Genomic DNA, 21,140 nt, shown 5'->3' on the forward strand with positions numbered 1-21,140 from the left:
CGAACTTCACGCCGAAGGCACACCCAAAGATGCCGCCTTCAGCTTAAAGAAAAATGACCCCCACCCATCGAACGCCAGCCGCGCGCTCTTTCGGATGAGGGTCATGATCGAAAGCCCGCTTATGCCGACTTCTTGTTGTTCTTGTCGTCGTCGACCTCGGTGAACTCCGCGTCGACCACGTCATCCTTGGCCGCATCCTTCTTGGCGTCGGCTTCGGCCTGCTGCTTGTACATGGCCTCGCCGAGCTTCATCGAAGTCTGCGCCAGCGTATTGGTCTTGGCCTTGATCGCCTCGGCGTCGTCGCCCTTCAGCGCTTCCTTCAAATCGCTGACGGCGTCCTCGATGGCGCGGCGCTCGCTTTCCTCGACCTTCGAACCGTGCTCGGCCAGCGCCTTCTCGGTGGAATGCACCAGCGCATCGGCATGGTTCTTGGCGTCGACCGCCTCGCGGCGCTTCTTGTCCTCGGCCGCATTGGCCTCGGCGTCCTTGACCATCTTCTGGATGTCGGCTTCCGACAGGCCGCCGGACGCCTGGATCCGGATCTGCTGCTCCTTGCCGGTCGCCTTGTCCCTGGCCGATACGTTGACGATGCCGTTGGCGTCGATGTCGAACGTCACCTCGATCTGCGGCATGCCGCGCGGCGACGGCGGAATGCCCATCAGGTCGAACTGACCGAGCACCTTGTTGTCGGCCGCCATCTCGCGCTCGCCCTGGAAGACGCGGATGGTGACCGCGTTCTGGTTATCCTCGGCGGTCGAGAACACCTGGCTCTTCTTGGTCGGGATCGTGGTGTTGCGGTCAATGATGCGGGTGAACACGCCGCCCAGCGTCTCGATGCCGAGCGAAAGCGGGGTAACGTCGAGCAGCAGCACGTCCTTGACGTCGCCCTGCAGCACGCCGGCCTGGATCGCCGCACCGATGGCGACGACTTCATCCGGGTTGACGCCCTTGTGCGGCTCCTTGCCGAACAACTGCTTCACGACTTCCTGCACTTTGGGCATGCGGGTCATGCCGCCGACCAGCACCACTTCGCCGATTTCGGCCGCCGTGAGGCCCGCATCCTTCAGCGCCTTGCGGCAGGGCTCGATGGTCTTCTGGACGAGATCGTCGACCAGCGCCTCGAACTTGGCGCGGGTCAGCTTCATCGTCAGATGCTTCGGCCCGGTCTGGTCGGCCGTGATGAAGGGCAGGTTGATTTCGGTCTGCGTGGTCGAGGACAATTCGATCTTGGCCTTTTCCGCGGCCTCTTTCAGGCGCTGCAAGGCCAGCTTGTCGTTGCGCAGGTTGATGCCCTGCTCCTTCTGGAACTCGTCGGCGAGATAGCTGACGAGGCGCATGTCGAAGTCTTCACCGCCGAGGAAGGTATCGCCGTTGGTGGACTTCACCTCGAACACGCCGTCGCCGATTTCCAGAATCGAGACGTCGAAGGTGCCGCCGCCGAGGTCGTAGACCGCGATGGTGCCGGATTTCGATTTGTCGAGACCGTAGGCGAGCGCAGCCGCCGTCGGCTCGTTGATGATGCGCAGTACTTCGAGGCCGGCGATCTTGCCGGCGTCCTTGGTGGCCTGACGCTGCGCGTCGTTGAAATAGGCTGGAACGGTGATGACCGCCTGCTCGACCTTCTGGCCGAGATGGGCTTCCGCGGTCTCTTTCATCTTCTGCAGGATGAAGGCGGAGACCTGCGAGGGCGAATAGGTCTTGCCGTCGGCCTCGACCCAGGCGTCGCCGTTCGATGCCTTGACGATCTTGTACGGGACGAGCTTCTTGTCCTTCTCGACCATCGGGTCGTCGTAGCGGCGGCCGATCAGGCGCTTCACTGCGAAGAACGTTCGCTCGGGATTGGTCACCGCCTGACGCTTGGCGGGCTGGCCGACGAGGCGCTCGCCGTCATCGGTGACGGCAACGATCGAAGGCGTCGTGCGCATGCCTTCCGCGTTCTCGATGACTTTTGCAGTCTTGCCATCCATTACGGCGACGCACGAATTCGTGGTGCCGAGATCGATCCCAATGACCTTTCCCATGGTCCTCATATCCTTCTTGTTGCGGCAGGTTGGCTGGGCCCTGGACGGCGCACCTAACCGAACCCCCAACGATCAATTACTCGCGATATTGCGACGGTGAGCCTCATATAGGAGGGGGGGTCGACCCTGCAAGGACCGAACGCAAGCTTAGGGCCTGAAAAGGCTGACGTTTGAAAGATTGTGTCAGCCCGGGGCGGGGCGGGGCGGCGCCTCAGGAGGTGTTAAGAAATCGGCAAGGCCGCTCGACCAAGGCCGCCTCGCTGCGCGCACTACTGACGCGGTGCGCAACGAAGCGGCATCTTCCCGCCCGCGGGGGCCCGGCCGACCGCGTCAGGGGACGCGGTATTTGGCCGCTGGAAGCGCCTCAAAAAGAGCTCGGATACCGGGCAAAATCCTGCAAAAAGGCCGACATATCGGAATGTAACGATGGAACGGACCCCTACCCTGCCCTGTTGCAGGGACATCAAAACCGCTAAAAGCGGGCCGACTGGAACGACCCCTGTCGTGACCGCAAGACTCCAAAATTCCACTAGAGATTCCTAGCTGCATCGTCGGCCCCACTGAACGGCCCCATGCAAACCCGGTAGATGCTCCATGAAGCTACTTCGATATTTCGCTGCGATTGCCCTGACCGTTGCCGCCAACTCTACCGTATTCTCTTCCGCGTTCGCCGCCGACCCGGTCTTCCCGCCGGGCGCCAGGGTGGGCATGACGCCACTGGTCGGCCTCAACAAGGCGAGAGCGTTCATCGGCTTCGAGACCGAGGACCACGGCGTCAAGGTGCTGGTCACGGACCTTCCCGCCGAGGCCTATGGCGAGGTCGCCAATGCCTTCAAGGCCAACCCGGGCGGCGCCGGCGGCATCAAGCCGGAGAGCATCGAGACTGCGGCGGGGCTCGCCTATTACACCGTCGAAAACGGCAAGGAAAACGCCAAGGACGGCGCCGGCAATGTGCGCCGCTATTCGATGATCCTGCCCGGCCCTACCTTCTCCGGCTATGTCGCCGTGCAGGTGCCGGAGAACGCCTCCAAGATCTATACCGACGACGCCATCCGCCAGATGTTTGCTTCCGCCGTGATCCGCAACGAGGTTCCGGTCGAGGAGCAGCTCGGAATGATGCCGTTCAAGATGAGCGAGCTCTCGAGCTTCAAGAACATCCGCACGCTGGCGCCGGGCGCAGCTCTCATTCTCTCCGACGGCGACGAAAAGACCGGCTTCGAAGTCGCGCCCTTCATGATCATCGGCCTGATCGGCTCGACGGCGGCGTCCCCCGATGATCGCGGCCGTTTCGCCCAGCAGATCGCAACCACCATTCCCGGCGTGCGCGACGGCAGGATCACGATGTCGGAGCCGGTCCGCATCGATGGCCAGCCCGGCTACGAGACGCGGATCGACGCCACCAGCGGCAAGGATAATACGCCTGTTACCATCGTGCAGTGGGTGCGGTTCGGCTCCCAGAGCTCGATGCGCATCATCGGCTCTTCGCCGCGCAACGACTGGACCAAGGCCTTTCCGCGCTTCCGCGCGGTGCGCGACGGAATCCATCCGCGAACCTGATCCGGAAATTTGCAAGCGCGCCGAAACTTCGGGCTTTCGTTTGTACACACATGGAACTAGCCTTCTCCCCGGTCGGGTTCATAACCGGGGAGACGCACCATGTTTACTCGCAGGCTGGTTCTGACAGGTCTCGGCGCGACGTCGGTCGCTGCCCTCGTTCCATCGGCGCTTTGGGCGGCGCCGATCAAGCCCGACGAAGCATCCGCGCTGCTCGTCATCGACGTGCAAAACTGCTTCCTGCCGGGCGGCAGCCTCGCGGTCAAAGACGGCGAGCAGGTCGTGCCCATCATCAACCGCATCGCCAAGGGTTTTGCCAATGTGGTGATGACGCAGGACTGGCACACCGCGGGCCACGTCTCGTTCGCCTCCACCCATTCCGGCAAGAAGCCGTTCGAAACCGTTAATCTCCCCTACGGCAAGCAGGTGCTGTGGCCCGACCATTGCGTGCAGGGCACCGAGGGGGCGTCGCTGTCGAAGGACCTCGCGATCCCGCATGCCGGGCTCGTCATCCGCAAGGGTTTCAACAAGAACGTCGACAGCTATTCGGCCTTCACCGAGGCTGACGGCAAGACCACGACGGGGCTCGCCGCTTACCTGAAGGCGCGCAGGGTGAAGCGGGTGTTCCTCGCCGGCCTCGCCACCGACTTCTGCGTGGCATGGAGCGCGCTCGACGCGCGCAAGGCGGGTTTTGAAACCTATGTGATCGAAGACGCCTGCCGCGGCATCGACACCCAGGGCTCGCTCGCAAAGGCCTGGGCCGACATGACCAAGGCCGGCGTCAAGCGCATCAAGTCGGACGATATCGCGGCTTAGAGGCGGAAAACAAACTGCCAAACCCTCATCCCTGCGCGAGCGCCATTGCGCTCGTCGCTGGAGGAGCGCGCCTGCGCGCGTCTCGAAGGATGAAGGCCCAAGTTGGGCCGCATGGTTCGCCCGGCGATGCATAGTATCGTCCGGAGACGGCGCTTGCGCGCCTCCTCACCATGAGGGTCTAGTTACGCCGCGCTGTTCGGTTCGTTGTTGGCCGGCGCGGCCTTGGCGCCGCCCTTGGAGACGGCGACCAGCGCCGGGCGCAGCACGCGCTCGCCGATCATGAAGCCGGCCTGCACGACCTGGACCACGGTCCCGGACGGGACGGACGGGTCAGGCACTTCGTACATCGCCTGCTGGAAATTCGGATCAAACTTCTCGCCCGACGGATCGAACTTCTTGACGCCGTTCTTCTCCAGCGTGTTGAGCAGCGAACGCTCGGTCAGCTCGACGCCCTCGATGAAGGCCTTGATGCCGGGATCGGCGGTTTCCCTGGCCTCGGCCGGGATCGCGTCGAGCGCGCGCTGCAGATTGTCGGCGATATCGAGAATGTCGCGCGCAAACCCGGTGATTCCATACATCTTGGAATCGGCCACCTCGCGCCTGGTGCGCTGGCGCAAATTTTCCATTTCCGCCAGCGTGCGCAGCATCTTGTCGCGCGTCTCGGCCAGTTCCTTGGTCAGGGCCTCATTCGACCCTTCCTCGGGATCGTCGGGCATGATGTAGGGTTTTGAGACCACGGGCTCGCCGGTCTGGGCCTGCTTCAGCTCGTCGTCACTCGGCCGGTTGGGATCGGTCATAAGACTGCCTTCTCAAAAAACGCATCTGGTTCGATGGGGATTTGCTAGGCGGGATATCGTGCTTTAGGGGCCGAAAATCAAGCATAACCAGCCGCCCCATCCGGGGCGGATTAGCCACCCAGCATCCGGCTGACGATCCGGGCGGCGTAGTCCACGGTCGGAATCACCCTTGCATAGTTCAGCCGCGTCGGCCCGATCACGCCGAGAACGCCGACGATGCGGCCCGCGGCGTCGCCATAGGGGGCGATGATGGTGGAGGAACCGGACAGCGAAAACAGCTTGTTCTCCGATCCGATGAAAATCCTGACGCCTTCGGCGCGCTCGGCCCGGCCCAACAGATCGATCACGCCGCGCTTGGTCTCGAGATCGTCGAACAGCGACTTGACGCGTTCGAGATCCTCCAGCGCATGCAGGTCTTCGAGCAAATTGGCGTGGCCGCGCACGATCAATTGGCGGTCGTCATTGTCGCCGCCGGACCAGCTCGCGATGCCGGCCGCGATCACCTTCTGCGTCAATTGGTCGAGTTCGGCGCGGCTCTGCGTCAGCGCGGTTTCGAGCTCGAGCCGCGCTTCGGCGAGCGTGCGGCCGCGAATCCGCGCATTGAGGAAATTGGTCGCCTCCGTCAGCGCCGAGGAAGGAACGCCGGGCGGCAGCGTCAGCACGCGGTTTTCGACCTGGCCGTCTTCGCCGACCAGCACCACCAGCGCACGCTCCGGCTCGAGCCGGACGAACTCGATGTGTTTTAGCCGCGAATTGGATTTGGCGGTCAGCACCACGGCCGCGGCCCGCGTCAGGCCGGACAACCGCGTCAACGCTTCACCCAGCGCCGCCTCGACCGATTGCGCGCGCCCGACGGACGCAAGCTGGCTCTGGATCGATTCCCGCTCGGGTTCGGTGAGGTCACCGACCTGCATCAGCGCGTCGACGAAGAAGCGCAGGCCGAGTTCGGTCGGCAGCCGCCCTGCCGAGGTATGCGGCGCATAGATCAGCCCGAGCGCTTCGAGGTCCGACATGACGTTGCGGACGGAAGCCGGCGACAGCGGCACCGCGATCAGGCGAGAAATGTTGCGCGAGCCGACGGGGTCGCCGGTGGCGAGATAACTCTCGACGATTTGACGAAAAATGTCGCGCGAACGCTCGTTGAGCTGGGCAAGCCCGGCATGCGGTGCGATCAGGCCAATCGGATCGTGGTGGGCCACGGCTTAACTCCTTGGACCCCTAATTTGTCGCTCCGGCGGGCCAATGACAAGCATCCCTTTCCCCGCCAACGCGGCCAAAAGCCCTTGCCGCTGCCCACGCCCCCACCTACAAGCACCGCGAACCAGTTTTCGCTCGATTTCGAAAGGATTTCCCATGCGGCCAAGCCGCCGTGCGCCCGATGAGCTGCGCCCCGTGTCGCTGGAACGCGGCGTGGTCAAATATGCCGAAGGTTCCTGCATGGTGAAATTCGGCGACACCCATGTGCTGGTCACCGCCACCCTGGAAGAACGGCTGCCGCCGTGGCTGAAGGGCCAGGGCCGCGGCTGGGTCACCGCCGAATATGGCATGCTGCCGCGCGCCACCCTGGAACGCACCCGCCGCGAGGCCGCCGCCGGAAAGCAGGGCGGCCGCACCGTCGAAATCCAGCGGCTGATCGGCCGCAGCTTGCGCGCAGCTGTCGACCTCGAAGCTCTGGGCGAGCGCCAGATCACGGTCGATTGCGACGTGATCCAGGCCGATGGCGGCACCCGCACCGCCTCGATCACCGGCGCCTGGGTGGCGCTGGCCGACTGCATCGCGTGGATGAAGAGCCGCAACATGCTGAAAATGAACGTTCTGCGCGACAATGTCGCCGCGATCTCCTGCGGCATCTATCAGGGCACGCCGGTGCTCGACCTCGACTATGCCGAGGATTCCGAGGCCGAGACCGACGCCAATTTCGTCATGACCGGCGACGGCCGCATCATCGAGGTGCAGGGCACCGCCGAGAAGACGCCGTTCTCGCAGGACGAGTTCCTCGCGCTGATGGAACTGGCGCGCAAGGGTGTCGCGCGTCTGGTGGACTTGCAGAAGCTGGCCGTCGCGTAGTCTGATCGCACATGCACCGTCGAATCACAGGCCGGCTCGTGATCGCGACCCACAATCCCGGCAAGCTCGCCGAGATGCGGGAACTGCTGGCGCCGCATGGCGTCGAGGCCGTTTCCGCGGGCGAGCTGGGCCTTGGCGAGCCCGAGGAAACCGGCCAGACGTTTCGGGCGAATGCGGCGATCAAGGCGATCGCGGCGGCGCAGGCTTCCCAGCTTCCGGCCTTTGCCGATGATTCCGGCCTCGTCGTCGATGCGCTGGATGGCGCGCCCGGCATTTACTCGGCGCGCTGGGCCGGCGAGGGCAAGGATTTCATGGCGGCGATGAGCCGTATCGAACGCCTGCTGCAGGAACGTGGCGCGACCACGCCCGATAAGCGAAGTGCGCATTTCGTCTCGGCCCTTTGCGTCGCCTGGCCCGACGGTCATCTCGAAGAGGTCGAGGCCCGCGCCGATGGAACTCTGGTATGGCCGCCGCGCGGCACCGCCGGTTTCGGCTATGATCCGGCATTCCTGCCCGATGGGCACGTCAGAACCTTTGGCGAGATGACCTCGATCGAGAAACACGGCCTGCCGCCGCTCGGCCTCGGCCTGTCGCACCGGGCGCGCGCCTTCGTCAAACTGGCGGAGATCTGCCTTGGCTAGCGCCGAACGCCACTACCCGAAGCGGACCGCCTTCGGCGTCTACGTGCACTGGCCATTTTGCCTGTCGAAGTGCCCGTATTGCGACTTCAACAGCCACGTCCGCCACGCGCCGATCGACGAGGAAAGATTTTCCCGTGCGTTTGCGCGCGAGATCGAAACAACAGCGGCGCGCGCGCCGGGACGCACCGTCACGTCGATCTTTCTCGGCGGCGGCACCCCGTCGTTGATGCAGCCGCAAACCGTAGGCACCATCCTGGATTCGATCGGCAAGCATTGGCGCGTCGCCGACAATGTCGAGGTGACGCTGGAGGCCAATCCGACCAGCGTGGAAGCTACGCGGTTTCGCGGCTATCGCGCAGCCGGCGTCAACCGTGTCTCGCTCGGCGTGCAGGCGCTCGATGACGCCTCGCTGAAGGGGCTGGGACGATTGCACAGCGCGCGCGAGGCGCTGGACGCGGTCGCGATCGCACGCAGCGCGTTCGACCGTTACTCGTTCGACCTGATCTACGCCCGCCCCGACCAGACGCCGCAGATGTGGGCGGACGAATTGAAGCTCGCGATCTCGGAAGCCGCCGAACATCTCTCGCTCTACCAACTCACGATCGAGGAAGGCACGCCGTTCTTCGGCCTGCATGCGGCCGGCAAATTGAAGACCCCGGACGAGGCGGTTGCCCGCGCGCTCTACGATGTGACGCAGGAAGTCTGCGCGCATCATGGCTTGCCGGCCTACGAGATTTCCAATCACGCCCGCGCAGGCGCGGCATGCCAGCACAATCTCGTCTATTGGCGCGGTGACGAATATGCCGGCATCGGTCCGGGCGCCCATGGGCGGCTGGACATCGACGGCGCGAGACATGCGACCGCGACTGAAAAGCGCCCCGAGGCCTGGCTGATGCGCGTCGAGGCCAACGGCCATGGCGTCGTGACCGACGATTCGCTCAACAGCGAAGAGCGCGCCGACGAATATCTGCTGATGGGATTACGCCTCGCCGAAGGCATCGACCCCAAATGCTATGCGGCCTTGTCCGGCCGCGCGCTCGATCCGAACCGGATCGCCATATTGCGCGACGAAGGTGCGATCACTGTCGAAGCCGATGGGCGCTTGCGCGTGACCAAGGACGGATTCCCCGTGCTCGACGCCGTCGTGGCGGATCTTGCCGCGTAGCAAATCACCCGTAGCCCGGATGAAGCGCAGCGCAATCCGGGACAAGTGTATCTGCTTGCCAGACCGTTCCCGGGATACGCTTCGCTCCACCCGGGCTACGCGCCTTGCTTCCGCCGCGACCAGCGTTTCGCATCAGAATTGCGGTGATGGCATTTGACCGACCTGGATGGCGGAGATGTGCATCGGCTCAGGGAATTTTGTGCGCTGTCACTGTAATCGCAACCAGTTCAATGCAATGGCGGGGTCTTTGGTGGCTGCACATGCATCCTGAATGGAACCGTGCCTCGCGCTCACGCGTTACCGCCCAACACAGTGAAGCAGTGGGCCTTTCATGGGTGCTAACACGGAAACGACGAGGCGCGAAACGCTTGCGGAGGGCATAGGGGCGCTTGTGCTCGCCTTCGCGACTTCGCCGGCAGAGGCCGACGAAAATGCCGTCGTTCCCTCCACCTATCGCGCGTCGGATGAGGCTCTTGCCGACACTTCTGATCAGGCGCTGGTCAAGCGACTGCCGGGATTTTCGAATGACGATGCGGACGTGAACGGCATTCGGCTCCACTTCGTCCAAGGAGGCTCTGGGCAACCGCTTTTCCTTCTCGGCGGCGGGGGCCAAACTTGGTGGCAATTTCACAAGATCATGCCCGACCTCGCGAAGCACTTCCGCGTGATCGTCGTGGACATTCGTGGCCAAGGCTCGTCCGGCAAACCCGCGACAGGATACGACAAGAAGACCATGGCGGACGATATTCGCTCGCTCGCTCAGCATCTCGGTTACAAGCGCATTTATATCGCGGGTCATGACATCGGGGCGATGGTCGCCTACAGTTTTGCGGCGAACTATCCGGATGAAACGCAGCGCGTAGCGCTGCTGGACGTACCGCACCCATTCGAAGGCTTTCAGCAGATCTCCATTCTTCCTCCGCCTGGCGCATACGATCTATCGAACCCGAATCATCCGCCCCACCCTTGGTGGTTCGCCCTCAACCAAGTCTCGGATCTGCCGGAGAAATTGCTGCAAGGGCGCATGAATATTCTTTTGAACTGGATGTTCGACTACCTCGCCAGGGACAAGACGGCCATTTCGCCGTTCGATCGCGCTGTATACATCGCGGCTTACGAAGCTCCGGGGGCCATCAGCGCCAACACACGCTGGTATCAGACCTTCGGACAGGACATCGAGGACTTGAAGCACTATGGCAAGCTGAAGACGCCCGTGCTCGGTCTCGGCGGGATAAGCTACTCGTTTTTGGCGGAATTCCTGTCGAAATACGCCGAGAGCGCTACATTGATCGAGTTGAAAAATACTGGTCACTGGGTGGCAGAGGAACGACCGGGAGAAACAACCGCCGCGCTTGTGAAGTTCTTCCAGTAATTGCATGAGGATGAAAAAGCATGGCCTCGAAGCCCGCGCCGGCCCTTAATTTCAGCTCATGACACATCACGTCAACCTCGGCATTGCTCGGCGTGATCGCTGTCGAAGAACAACCGGACCAACCCCGCGAAATTCGGATGAGGGTTCGGAAGTTCAGATCGTCGCATGCGAATATTCGCGCCGGAGATTACGCCCCAAAGCTCTTCGGCGATCCCGCAACCGGAGAGCTGCCGCCGCTGGCGACCTTCATCACGGCAAGGCCGCGCTCATTGCTGCCGTCGGAGCGGAATCGGAACAGGCCGTCGATGCCGGCAAAGCCCGACGGGTTGGTCAGCGTTTCCGGCGCAAAACGCTGGCTGCCCTGCTTCGATAGCGCGGCGACGAGGGCGACCGCGTCATAGGCCAGCGTTGCGGTACGCACGGGATCGGCGCCGTATTTGGCGCGGTAGCGGCCGGAGAAGGCGCGGAAGCCCGACGGATCCGGCGCGGCATAAAGCCCGCCCTGCAGTGGAGCGCTCGCATAGACGCGCGGATTGTCCCACAGCCCGGTGCCGAGCAACTGGATGTTGCGCAAATTCACACCCGCCGCGATCAAGGCATCCGCCGTCGCCACGACGGATTCGCCGTCGTCGGCGATGAACAGCGCATCCGCCGAGCCGAGCGACTGCGCCACCGTCCGCGCCGCCGCGGAACGATCGGAGGCGTACTTCTCGAAGGCGACGAGGCGTCCCTTGCGGCCGACCGCCTGCTTGAAGGCTGCTTCCACCACATTGCCGTAGGCGTTGTCGGGCAATAGCGCCGCGAAAGATTTCTTTCCGATGCTGGCGGAATAATCGACGATCCGGTTGACGTCGGATTCGGGCAGGAAGCTGAGCAGATAGACGCCGCGTCCGGCCACGCTCGAGTCGGTCGAGAACGCGATCACCGAAACGCCGCGGGCGCGCGTCAGTTGCGCGGTCGCCGGCACCGAGGCCGCAAACAGCGGACCCAGAATGATTTCCGCGCCCTCGCCGAGCGCCTGCTGGGTGACCTGCTGGGCGCCTTGCGGAAGGCCGCCGTCATCCTTGATCAGAAGCTGGATGTTCGGATTCTGGAATTCCGCCAGCGCCATCTCGGCCGCGTTCTTCATCGATTGCGCGGCGACGCCGGCATTGCCGGCGGCCGAGAGCGGCAGGATCAGGCCGACCTTGACCTGCCCGGTGCCGACCGCAAGCGGCTGTTGTTGCGGGCCTGGGGGACCCTCGGGCTGGGACGGGCCGAACGGGTTGGAAATCTGACTGCCGGAGCAGGCGCCGAGCAACGGCGCGCCGAGAATAAAGCCGACCGCCGTTCGCCGGGTCGGTCCTGACAGCCGAGCATCCGGGGATCCAGGCTTGGGATTGAGCGGGCCTACCATCTTGTCTCTTCTCTTGACCGACCGCCGTCGGCCAGGATTCCGGCTTTCTGGGCCGAGGCACCTGAACCGCTACTGAACCCACACGCGGGATTCTGCAATATTGTCGAGGATTAGTTAACCAAAACAAAAGGATTACGGCCCCGCCGCGACATTGCACGTGGCGGGGAACTTCCGCTTTGCCTCCCTCCCGTCGGATATGGCGCTGGCACCAAGACCCCTTTAGATTGTCATTATGCGCGCAAAGCCCAGTTCAAACTACGGGTCTGACACCGAACCGGGTTCGGCCAACAGAACATTTTTGATTGGCGGCCATATCCTGAATGCCCCGAAGCCGGTTCCCGGTCTCTATCTGGTGGCAACCCCGATCGGCAATCTCGGCGACATTACCTTGCGCGCGCTGGAGACATTGGCCGGCGTCGACATCATCGCCTGCGAGGATACCCGCATCACCCGCCGCCTGACCGAGCGCTATGCGATCTCGGCCGAGCTCAAGCCGTATCATGAGCACAACGCGGCGATGGCAAGACCGAAAATCCTGGAAAAGCTGGCGCAGGGCGCCTCGATCGCGCTGGTATCGGATGCCGGCACGCCCTTGATATCGGACCCCGGCTTCAAGCTGGTGCGCGAGGTCTGTGCCGCCGGCCATGCCGTGATCGCGGTGCCGGGCGCGTCCTCGGTGCTGACGGCGCTTGCGGTCGCCGCACTGCCGACCGATCGATTCTTCTTCGAGGGATTTTTGCCCGCCAAGGAGATCGCGCGGCGGACGCGGCTCACGGAGCTTGCCCGGATCGACGCTACGCTCGTGATGTTCGAATCCGGCAACCGCGTGGAGGACACGATCGCCGATCTTTCTGACATCATGGGCGGGCGCGACGCCGCGATCTGCCGCGAACTCACCAAACTGCACGAGGAGATCAAGCGTGCGCCGATTGCGGAGTTGGCGAAGGCCGCGGATCAACTGGAAACTCGCGGCGAGTTCGTCCTCGTGGTCGGCCCGCCGCGCGCCGATGAAGGGATCATGACGCAGCACGATCTCGACAACCTTCTGCGATCTTCGCTTTCGCGCGACAGCGTCAAGGACAGCGTGGCGCACGCGGTCGAGCTTTCCGGGCGGCCGCGCCGCGAGGTCTATGCCCGCGCGCTGGAGCTTGCCAAGGAAGCTGACAAGGAAACCAGAGGCGACGATGGCGAAGACTGACGGTACGTCGCCGCCAGATGCCGCGACAAAGCTCGCCGCCCCCGAGCGGGTCGCGGCCTTCCGCACCGGGCTTTCAGCCGAAAGCCGCGCCGCCGCCTTTCTGATGGCCAAAGGCTACCGCATTTTGGCAAAGCGCTTCCGCACCCCCTATGGCGAGATCGACCTGGTGGCGAGGAAGCGCAATCTGGTCGCCTTCATCGAGGTCAAGGCGAGGGCCACCCTCGACGACGCCGCCTACGCGGTGACGCCGCGCCAGCAGGGGCGCATCATCGATGCCGCGCAAGGCTGGCTGATGGCGCATCCCGAGCATGCCGAATTTGAGCTGCGATTTGACGCCATCCTGATTGCGCCGCGGCGCCTGCCACGCCATCTGTTAGCGGCATTCGACGCCAGCGCTTAGTAAGAACCCCTCCAGAGACCCGGACCCAACCAATGAAACTGAATGTCGCCGTCCAGATGGACCCCATCGCGCGTATCAACATCCGCGGCGATTCGACCTTCGCGCTGCTCTTGGAAGCGCAAAAGCGCGGCCACAGCATTTCCTATTTCACCCCGGACAAGCTTTCGCTGCGCGGCGAGGAGCTGGTGGCGCCGGTGCAAAAGCTCACCGTGCGCGACGAACTCGGCGACCATTTTACCCTCGGCGAACCCAAACGCGAGCCGATGACCAATTTCGACGTCATCCTGTTGCGCCAGGAGCCGCCGTTCGACATTGCCTACATCACCTCGACGCATTTGCTGGAACGAATCCATCCCAAGACGCTGGTCGTCAACGATCCGGCCAGCGTGCGCAACGCGCCGGAAAAGATGTTCGTGCTGAACTTTCCGCAGCTGATGCCGCCGACGCTGATCTCGCGCGACCTCGACGAAATCAATTCGTTCCGCGACGAGCACGGCGCTGTTGTCATGAAGCCGCTGCACGGTCATGGCGGCGCCGCGGTATTTCGCGTCATGCCGCAGGACATGAATTTTGGTTCGCTGTTCGACATGTTCTCGGTCACCTTCCGCGAACCCTGGGTGATCCAGCGCTTCCTGCCCGAGGTGAAGCACGGCGACAAGCGCATCATCCTGGTCGACGGTGAATTCGCCGGCGCCGTCAACCGCGTGCCGGCCCCCGATGACCTGCGCTCCAACATGGTCCGCGGCGGCGCCGCGCAGGCCACCGAACTCTCGGAGCGCGAACGCGAAATCTGCGCAACCCTCGGCCCCGCGCTGCGCGAGCGAGGATTGTTGTTCGTTGGCATCGACGTGATCGACGGCAATCTCACCGAGATCAACGTCACCTGCCCCACGGGCATCCGCGCGATTGCCAAGCTCGGCGGGCCGGACATCGCGGCAAGGATTTGGGATACCATCGAGAAGAAGCGCGGCGGGAAATAACTTCTCCTCGCGCCCCATCGTGCACATGAAGGGGGCGGCGCTGGCGCGCCATTGGGAGGCTTCGGACGCGAACGATTTCGAGGTCGAGCATGAAATCTGCCGCGAGGATGCCGTGCTTGATTATCCGCAATCGGGCGAGCGGATCCGCGGTCGGCACAACATTCAGGAGAGCCGTTTCGTCCAGCCGAACAAGAAGCGGTTTGCGGTCCGGCGAATGATCGGCAGCGGCGATCTCCGGGTCACTGAATTCGTACTGACTTATGACGGCACACCGTCTTACGCGGGAGTATCATGGAGTTCCGCGGAGGACCGGTGGCCAACGAAACGCAGTATTTCGCCGATCGGTTTGGCCCTGCGCCCTCGCGTGCGCATCTTGTCGAGCGAGTTGCATGAATTGCGTGCGCCTGCTGCCGGCTAATGGAACCGAAGAGAAAAGCCGCCGCATAGCCGACAGTGGCCCGCCGGATTCCAGAATGCCACATGTTATCCTGTATTCTTCCGTCACTCGGCCATTCTCTCCATCATACGGCCATTCTTTGGACAAAACTGGAGCGTGGTGGCTGGTCGACCGGCTACCTACGGATGACATTGGACGGAAAGGGAAGCGCCAATGAACTCCACACCTGATCCGACGGAAATTAAACCCCACGATGCCTTGATCGCGAGCGCCGATGAAGGGCTCGCGCACGCCCGCGAACAGATCAAGCGCGCGGACGAACAACTCACGCGTCTGACTGAACAGCTTGCAAGAATGGAGCGCGATGACGCGCGTCCGCCTTCGGCCAGACTTAGCCCGAACGAATCTGGCCCGAACGAATCTGGCCCGCACGGACCTGACCCGCACGGACTTGGCCAACAAGGACCTGGCCCGCAACCACCGCCAAGAAGGCCGGCGCTCCTGACGCTCGTCGGCTTGTCCCTGGCGGCGTGCATCACTGTCACCGCCCTTCTGGCTTTGCTGTTATCCCATGGCGACGGGCCTACGCTGATTGTCGCCCGTTGGGCGCCGCAGCCCGTTTCAACGCCACCATTGCCGCCGGAAAATCTGCCGTCTCCCGCGCAACCCGCGCCATCTACCTTTCAAGTGGCCGCGGCGGAGTCAGCACCAGCGCAAGCACCACCACCACCACCAGCAACAACCCTGGCTCAGACCGCACCGCAAGGCGACGCGCCGGCAGCACCTGGAGCGCTTCCCGATCAGACGCAGTTGCTGCAAACGATGGCGCGCGGCCTCGCGAATCTGGAGCGAAGCATCGAGCAGCTCAAGGCGAACCAGCAGCAAATGGCCAGCGACAATTCAAAAGCCATTGTGGAGCTCAAGGCTAGCCAGGAAGAGATAAAACGCGAGCTCGCGAAGGTTTCCGAGCAGAGTCCGGCCAGGACGTCACAGCCGCCGTCACAGGCCCAGCCGCAGCCGGCTCCGACCTTGCGCAAGCCCGAACGGACGCCGCAGGCGAGAACGCGGCCTCGATACCCGAGGGAGTGGATGTACGACGATTGGTAGCCGTCGCTCAGGCGAGTCGCCGTCCATCGATGAGACCAGCAGAAATCCGGGTCCCGCCGCTTACTGGAACGCAACCTCGGCAAAGCTCCTCAGCTTGCGCGAATGCAGTCGTTCCCGTTCCTGGGACTTGAGCTTTTCCAGCGCTCGAAGGCCGATCTCAAGATGCTGGCCGACGCGGTGGCGGTAGAAGTCTCCGGCCATACCGGCCAATTTGATCTCGCCATGCAGCGGCTTGTCCGATACGCAAAGCAGGGTTCCGTAGGGTACGCGGAAGCGGAACCCATTGGCGGCCACGGCAGCCGATTCCATGTCGAGGGCGATGGCACGCGACTGCGACAGGCGGCGGATGGTCGCGACGTGGTCACCGAGCTCCCAATTCCGGTTGTCGACGCTGGCTACCGTGCCGGTCCTCATCACCCGTTTGAGCTCAAACCCGCTCAGCCCCGTCACTTCGCCGACGGCCTGCTCGAGCGCAACCTGCATCTCGGCCAGCGCCGGAACCGGTACCCACAGCGGCAATTCCTCATCCAGCACGTGATCCTCGCGGACATATCCGTGAGCCAGGACGTAATCGCCGAGCTTCTGCGTGTTGCGCAGCCCGGCACAATGGCCGAGCATCAACCAGGCATGAGGCCTAAGCACTGCGACATGGTCGGTGATGTTGCGCGCGTTCGACGGACCGGTGCCAATGTTGATCATGGTGATGCCGCCGGTCGCCTGTTGAACCAGATGAAAAGCCGGCATCTGCGGCGCCCGCTCCGGCGGCGCGTGCGTGGGATTTTGGACGTCGACGCCCGCTCTGGCCGTGATGACGTTACCCGGCTCGACGAAGGCATCCGCCACCGGATCGCCGGCCGCCATGCGCTCGCGGCAGATGCGCGCGAAGGCGTCGACGTAGAATTGGTAATTGGTAAAGATCACGAAGTTCTGGAAGTGCTCCGGGTCCGTTCCGGTATAGTGGTAGAGCCGGTGCAGGGAATAATCCACGCGCGCAGCACGGAACATCGCGAGCGGCTGTCGCGGGCCGGCAGGCAGCGTGCCGTTGACGATCGCGTCGTCGATGGTGGCGAGATCCGGCGTGTCGAACAGATCGCGCAGCGGTCGGTCGCGCGTAGGCACGCTCGCTGCGATGTTGATGTCGCGTCGATAGGCAAAGTGAATCGCGATCGGTTCGTCGGACTCGCCGATCTCGACCGGCACACCGTGGTTCTGCACGAGAAGCCCGATCTGCTCGGTGAAATACCCGCGAAAAAGATCCGGCCGCGTCACCGACGTCTCGTAAATGCCGGGACCCGAGACAAAGCCATAAGAGAGGCGCGAATCGAGGCGGGCGTGAGTTCCTGTGGTGATCCTGACAAAGGGATAGACGGCACGTACGCGTCTGGCGAGCGGTTCGCCGCGGATATAGGCTTCAAAAGCGGCGCGCAGGAAGCTGACATTTCGTTCGTAGATTTCAGTGAGACGGTCGACCGCTGCGGCCGCGTCGGTGAAGGCTTCGGTGGCGATCCGCTGTGGCGACAGGATGGTGTCTGGCATCGGCCTGACCTCGTGGGTTGCCGATACATATAATCCCGCCGGGCAACGGAAGGAAATGGCCCGCCGACCGGAATGATTTGGGATGCGATTCGTTGTTTCGCGCGCAGCGAAGCGCGACGCAACGCCGTCATCGCATTTTTACATCCCTGTCGTGCCTACTCATCCCACTTGCCAATTTCGGGAAGCGGGCGCAGCCTGTAGCCACGGATGAAGCTGTCCGGGCACGTACTGCAATTCTTAAAAAATCAGTGGAGGAAGACGCATGACGACGAATCTTTCGCGACGGTCTTTGCTTGCGCTCGGCGCAGGACTCGGTGTGGGCCTCAGTGCATCGACCATGCTCGGCGACAGCGCGCTGGCGAAGGCGCCAAAACTCGGCACGCAGACGCCCTACTGGCACCGCTTCATCCTCGGCGACGCCGAAGTGACCGTGGTCTCCGACGGACCGCTGCCGCTCGGCGATCCCTCCGGCACCTTCACCGGCGTGCCGAAGGAGGAAGTGAAGAAGATGCTCGCCGACAACTTCCTCAACCCCGACAATGTCGTGCTGGAGCAGAACTCGCCGATCGTGAACACCGGCGACAAGCTGATCCTGTTCGACACCGGCATGGGCACCTCGAAGGCGTTCGGCCCGACCACCGGCCAGCAGCAGAAGAGCATGGCGGCAGCCGGCATCAAGGCCTCCGACATCGACGCCGTCGTGTGCTCGCACGCGCATATCGACCACATCGGCGGCCTCGTCGGCGCCGACGACAAGCCGCTATTCCCGAATGCGCAGGTCTACATCGCCCAGAGCGATTTCGATTTCTGGACCGATGAGGGCAAGCTCGGCAGCCCGCTGAAGGACTTCATCCTCCACGCCCGCAAGAACCTGATGCCGGTGCGCGACCGCATCGTGTTCATCAAGGACAACCAGGAATTTTTGCCCGGCGTCACCGCGCTCTCGGCCCCCGGCCACACCGTTGGCCACACCATCTTCATGGTGAGCTCAAAGGGCAAATCCTTCTGCTTCCTCGGCGACCTCTCGCACCACGCCGTGCTGCTGTTGGAGAAGCCGCGGATGGAATTCTCCTACGACAGCGATCCGAAGCAGGCGGCAGCCTCGCGCGTTAAGATGCTGGACATGCTCGCCGCCCAGAAGATCCCGGTGATGTCCTATCACTTCGCCTGGCCGGGCTACGGCCACGTTGCCAAGAACGGCGACGGCTTCCGGTATTATCCCGAACCGATGAACATGCAGCTCTGAAGCAACGCCTATACTCCGGGGCGGCCGGTTTGGCCCGCCCCGGAAGCCGCCTTGCAGCGCTAGGGACCGACCTCCGTCTGGCGTAAGTCTTGGTCAGCGAATCATGCCGTAACGCCCCTGGAGAGCGGAGGTATTTATCGAACGGGCATATCTTAGGAACAATCGCGGACCACCGAAATTGGTCTTTCCTGAACGAGGATGAAGCTCGCGTCTCGACAGCTTGGCAGCCGGTATGGAGGCCCAGCAAATGACCAAAGACTTCGTGGCTATTGGCGCTGGCATGCTCGTCGTGGGGCTGGGAGTGTGGAGCTTGTGGGGTCACCCGCAGAACGTGAGGCCTGCGGAGACCCCGGAGGCGCGCATTCTCGCCGATGATCCGGCGCTGAAGCTTGCGTCAGAGCAGAACCCGTATATGCGAACGGAGCGCTAGGCTGGAGCGAGGCGACGGTGCCTCAGCGATCCGGCGGCCGGTCTGTTGGTGCAGGACGCGTTTGCGCGCCTTTGCGCCTATGTTCCCTTAATGTTCTTGACTTTCCCCAAGGTTCCCCGCTACCTTCGATTGTGGAACAAGGGGCAGGCATGGTTGCGCGGGTTTCTACCGTAGCGTTTGAGGGGATCGAGGCCCGGGCAGTCGACGTGCAGGTGCAGGTCGCGCCCGGCTTGCCGGCGTTTGCGATCGTGGGTCTTCCGGACAAGGCGGTGTCGGAGGCGCGGGAACGGGTGCGCTCGGCGCTGATCGCCTCGGGGCTGGCGCTGCCGGCGCGCCGGATTATCGTCAACCTCGCGCCGGCCGATCTGCCGAAGGAAGGTAGCCATTACGATCTGCCGATCGCGCTCGGCCTGATGGCAGCGATCGGCGCGATCCCGCCGGATGCACTCAACGGCTTTACCGTACTCGGCGAGCTCGGGCTCGATGGCTCGATCGCGCCCGTCGCCGGTGTATTGCCGGCCGCGATCGGGGCGAATGCGCGCGAGGAAGGCTTGATCTGTCCGGCGGCGTGCGGCACGGAGGCCGCCTGGGCGAGCCCCGATATCCAGATCATCGCGGCAAAATCGCTGATCCAGATCGCCAACCATTTTAAAGGAACGCAGGTGCTGTCGCGCCCGCAGCCGAAAGTGCACGAGCCGGAGGCGACGCATCTCGATTTGCGCGACATCAAGGGCCAGGAAAGCGCCAAACGCGCGCTGGAGATCGCGGCGGCCGGCGGGCATCATCTGCTGATGATCGGCTCGCCCGGCGCCGGCAAATCGATGCTGGCGGCGCGGCTGCCGTCGATCCTGCCGCCGCTGTCGCCATCCGAACTGCTGGAAGTCTCGATGATCGCCTCCGTCGCCGGCGAAATCCGCGACGGCGCGCTGACCGCGCGGCGGCCGTTTCGCGCGCCCCATCATTCCGCCAGCATGGCGGCGCTCACCGGCGGCGGCATGCGCGCCAAGCCCGGCGAGATTTCGCTTTCGCATCAGGGCGTGCTGTTCCTCGATGAATTGCCGGAATTCGACGCGCGCGTATTGGACTCGCTGCGCCAACCGCTGGAGAACGGCGAAGTCTCAGTGTCCCGCGCCAATCACCGCGTCACCTACCCTGCGCGCTTCATGCTAGTCGCGGCGATGAACCCGTGCCGCTGCGGCCATGCCTATGAACCCGGCTATTCCTGCAGGCGCGCCCCGGTCGAGCGCTGCACCGCAGATTACCAGATGCGGATCTCCGGTCCGCTGATGGACCGCATCGACCTGCGCATCGAGGTGCCGGCGGTGACCGCCGCCGACCTGATACTGCCGCCGCCTTCCGAAGGCTCCGCGGAAGTCGCCGCCCGCGTGGCGGCCGCCCGCGACCTCCAGCTCGCGCGCTATGCGGCGGCCGGCCTGCCGCATATCCGCACCAACGCCGAAGCGCCGGCTTCGCTGCTCGAAGCGATTGCGCAGCCGGATGCGCAGGGGCAAAAGCTTTTGCGCGACGCCGCCGAGACCATGAAGCTCACCGCCCGCGGCTATCACCGCGTGCTGCGCGTCGCCCGCACGCTCGCCGATCTCGACGGCGCGGAAAAGATCGGCCGGATTCATTTGGCGGAGGCGTTGTCGTATCGCGCGCTGGCCGAGGATTTGAGACGGGCGGCTTAAGCGCTGCGCGCTCAGCCGAAATTTGCAAGGCGCATCAAGGTGATTTGGGTCGTCCAGCCCTTCGCGCAAAAATATTCTGCTTCCGCCGCAGGCCAAATCAGTCCCATAACTCCGCCCGTCTCACGGCGGATGAGGCGCGTTGGCCATCGTCACGAACGCGCGGTGAGATGCGATGGACGCGAGAGCTGCGACTGACGTGTGTGGCTGACGCGTACGGTGAAGTCGTGTGGTTCGGGCGCCGCGGTGCTGGCGCTAAGTCCAAGAGAAGCGAAGCTTCTCGGGGGCGACGGAGGCAAAAGAGCCGTTCTCCGGGAAGAGCACGAAGTAAG

The 21,140-nt window shown here is 63.6% G+C and carries 18 protein-coding genes and 1 pseudogene; 14 read left to right on the plus strand and 5 right to left on the minus strand.

What is annotated here, in order from left to right; genetic code table 11:
- Positions 1–119 precede the first annotated feature (119 nt).
- The gene (gene dnaK, locus V1286_RS34480) at positions 120–2,021 is read right to left on the minus strand and encodes a molecular chaperone DnaK (protein WP_108520022.1); all 1,902 of its coding nucleotides are present in this window, start codon (positions 2,019–2,021) and stop codon (positions 120–122) included.
- 594 nt (positions 2,022–2,615) lie between these two features.
- Between dnaK and V1286_RS34485 the strand changes: the two genes are divergently transcribed.
- Both V1286_RS34485 and pncA read left to right on the plus strand, forming a co-directional pair.
- Positions 2,616–3,578 carry a hypothetical protein gene (locus V1286_RS34485; RefSeq protein ID WP_334487619.1) on the plus strand — a complete coding sequence of 321 codons (963 nt, stop codon included), beginning with the start codon at positions 2,616–2,618 and terminating at the stop codon, positions 3,576–3,578.
- A 99-nt stretch (positions 3,579–3,677) separates the two neighbouring features.
- Positions 3,678–4,391, plus strand: coding sequence for a bifunctional nicotinamidase/pyrazinamidase (pncA, locus tag V1286_RS34490; RefSeq protein WP_334487621.1), 714 nt, complete (start codon positions 3,678–3,680; stop codon positions 4,389–4,391).
- A 182-nt stretch (positions 4,392–4,573) separates the two neighbouring features.
- Here the strand turns inward: pncA and grpE are convergent, their stop codons facing one another.
- Positions 4,574–5,188 (minus strand): nucleotide exchange factor GrpE, encoded by a 615-nt coding sequence (grpE, locus tag V1286_RS34495; RefSeq protein ID WP_334487623.1) that lies wholly within the window; start codon positions 5,186–5,188, stop codon positions 4,574–4,576.
- 110 nt (positions 5,189–5,298) lie between these two features.
- Positions 5,299–6,387 (minus strand): heat-inducible transcriptional repressor HrcA, encoded by a 1,089-nt coding sequence (gene hrcA / locus V1286_RS34500; RefSeq protein WP_334487625.1) that lies wholly within the window; start codon positions 6,385–6,387, stop codon positions 5,299–5,301.
- A gap of 154 nt (positions 6,388–6,541) precedes the next feature.
- On the opposite strand from hrcA, the gene rph reads away from it, so the two are divergent.
- The 4 genes from rph to V1286_RS34520 all read left to right on the plus strand — a co-directional run bounded on the left by rph (position 6,542) and on the right by V1286_RS34520 (position 10,433).
- Positions 6,542–7,255, plus strand: coding sequence for a ribonuclease PH (gene rph, locus V1286_RS34505; RefSeq protein ID WP_334487628.1), 714 nt, complete (start codon positions 6,542–6,544; stop codon positions 7,253–7,255).
- Positions 7,256–7,266: 11 nt separating this feature from the next.
- A complete protein-coding gene (gene rdgB, locus V1286_RS34510) occupies positions 7,267–7,896 on the plus strand; it encodes an RdgB/HAM1 family non-canonical purine NTP pyrophosphatase (RefSeq protein WP_334487631.1) in 630 nt (209 codons plus the stop codon).
- A complete protein-coding gene (gene hemW, locus V1286_RS34515; protein WP_334487634.1) occupies positions 7,889–9,061 on the plus strand; it encodes a radical SAM family heme chaperone HemW in 1,173 nt (390 codons plus the stop codon). The genes rdgB and hemW overlap by 8 nt, the downstream gene beginning before the upstream one ends.
- A gap of 331 nt (positions 9,062–9,392) precedes the next feature.
- Complete coding sequence (locus V1286_RS34520; RefSeq protein WP_334487636.1) at positions 9,393–10,433, plus strand: alpha/beta fold hydrolase; 1,041 nt, start codon at positions 9,393–9,395, stop codon at positions 10,431–10,433.
- Positions 10,434–10,620: 187 nt separating this feature from the next.
- Here V1286_RS34520 and V1286_RS34525 read toward each other — a convergent pair whose 3' ends face one another.
- A complete protein-coding gene (locus tag V1286_RS34525; protein ID WP_334487638.1) occupies positions 10,621–11,829 on the minus strand; it encodes a penicillin-binding protein activator in 1,209 nt (402 codons plus the stop codon).
- A gap of 232 nt (positions 11,830–12,061) precedes the next feature.
- Between V1286_RS34525 and rsmI the strand changes: the two genes are divergently transcribed.
- The 5 genes and pseudogenes from rsmI to V1286_RS34550 all read left to right on the plus strand — a co-directional run bounded on the left by rsmI (position 12,062) and on the right by V1286_RS34550 (position 15,911).
- Positions 12,062–13,027, plus strand: coding sequence for a 16S rRNA (cytidine(1402)-2'-O)-methyltransferase (rsmI, locus tag V1286_RS34530; RefSeq protein ID WP_334487641.1), 966 nt, complete (start codon positions 12,062–12,064; stop codon positions 13,025–13,027).
- A complete protein-coding gene (locus V1286_RS34535) occupies positions 13,014–13,427 on the plus strand; it encodes a YraN family protein (protein ID WP_334487644.1) in 414 nt (137 codons plus the stop codon). The genes rsmI and V1286_RS34535 overlap by 14 nt, the downstream gene beginning before the upstream one ends.
- A gap of 32 nt (positions 13,428–13,459) precedes the next feature.
- The gene (gene gshB / locus V1286_RS34540) at positions 13,460–14,407 is read left to right on the plus strand and encodes a glutathione synthase (RefSeq protein ID WP_334487646.1); all 948 of its coding nucleotides are present in this window, start codon (positions 13,460–13,462) and stop codon (positions 14,405–14,407) included.
- Between the two features lie 25 nt (positions 14,408–14,432).
- Positions 14,433–14,800: pseudogene (locus V1286_RS34545) on the plus strand (nuclear transport factor 2 family protein).
- 217 nt (positions 14,801–15,017) lie between these two features.
- Positions 15,018–15,911, plus strand: coding sequence for a hypothetical protein (locus V1286_RS34550; protein WP_334487648.1), 894 nt, complete (start codon positions 15,018–15,020; stop codon positions 15,909–15,911).
- Positions 15,912–15,971: 60 nt separating this feature from the next.
- Here the strand turns inward: V1286_RS34550 and V1286_RS34555 are convergent, their stop codons facing one another.
- Positions 15,972–17,447 (minus strand): AMP nucleosidase, encoded by a 1,476-nt coding sequence (locus V1286_RS34555; RefSeq protein ID WP_334487651.1) that lies wholly within the window; start codon positions 17,445–17,447, stop codon positions 15,972–15,974.
- A 262-nt stretch (positions 17,448–17,709) separates the two neighbouring features.
- Here V1286_RS34555 and V1286_RS34560 point away from each other — a divergent pair, with 262 nt between their 5' ends.
- From V1286_RS34560 to V1286_RS34570, 3 genes are all read left to right on the plus strand, one after another.
- Positions 17,710–18,693: an MBL fold metallo-hydrolase gene (locus V1286_RS34560; RefSeq protein WP_334487653.1), complete on the plus strand. Its 984-nt coding sequence runs from the start codon at positions 17,710–17,712 to the stop codon at positions 18,691–18,693.
- Between the two features lie 247 nt (positions 18,694–18,940).
- On the plus strand, positions 18,941–19,123 hold the full coding sequence (locus tag V1286_RS34565) for a hypothetical protein (RefSeq protein WP_334487656.1): 183 nt from the start codon (positions 18,941–18,943) through the stop codon (positions 19,121–19,123).
- Between the two features lie 149 nt (positions 19,124–19,272).
- Positions 19,273–20,811: a YifB family Mg chelatase-like AAA ATPase gene (locus V1286_RS34570; protein ID WP_334487658.1), complete on the plus strand. Its 1,539-nt coding sequence runs from the start codon at positions 19,273–19,275 to the stop codon at positions 20,809–20,811.
- The last annotated feature ends 329 nt before the right edge of the window (positions 20,812–21,140 follow it).

Source organism: Bradyrhizobium algeriense (assembly GCF_036924595.1).
In the GTDB taxonomy this organism is placed as follows: Bacteria; Pseudomonadota; Alphaproteobacteria; order Rhizobiales; family Xanthobacteraceae; genus Bradyrhizobium; species Bradyrhizobium algeriense.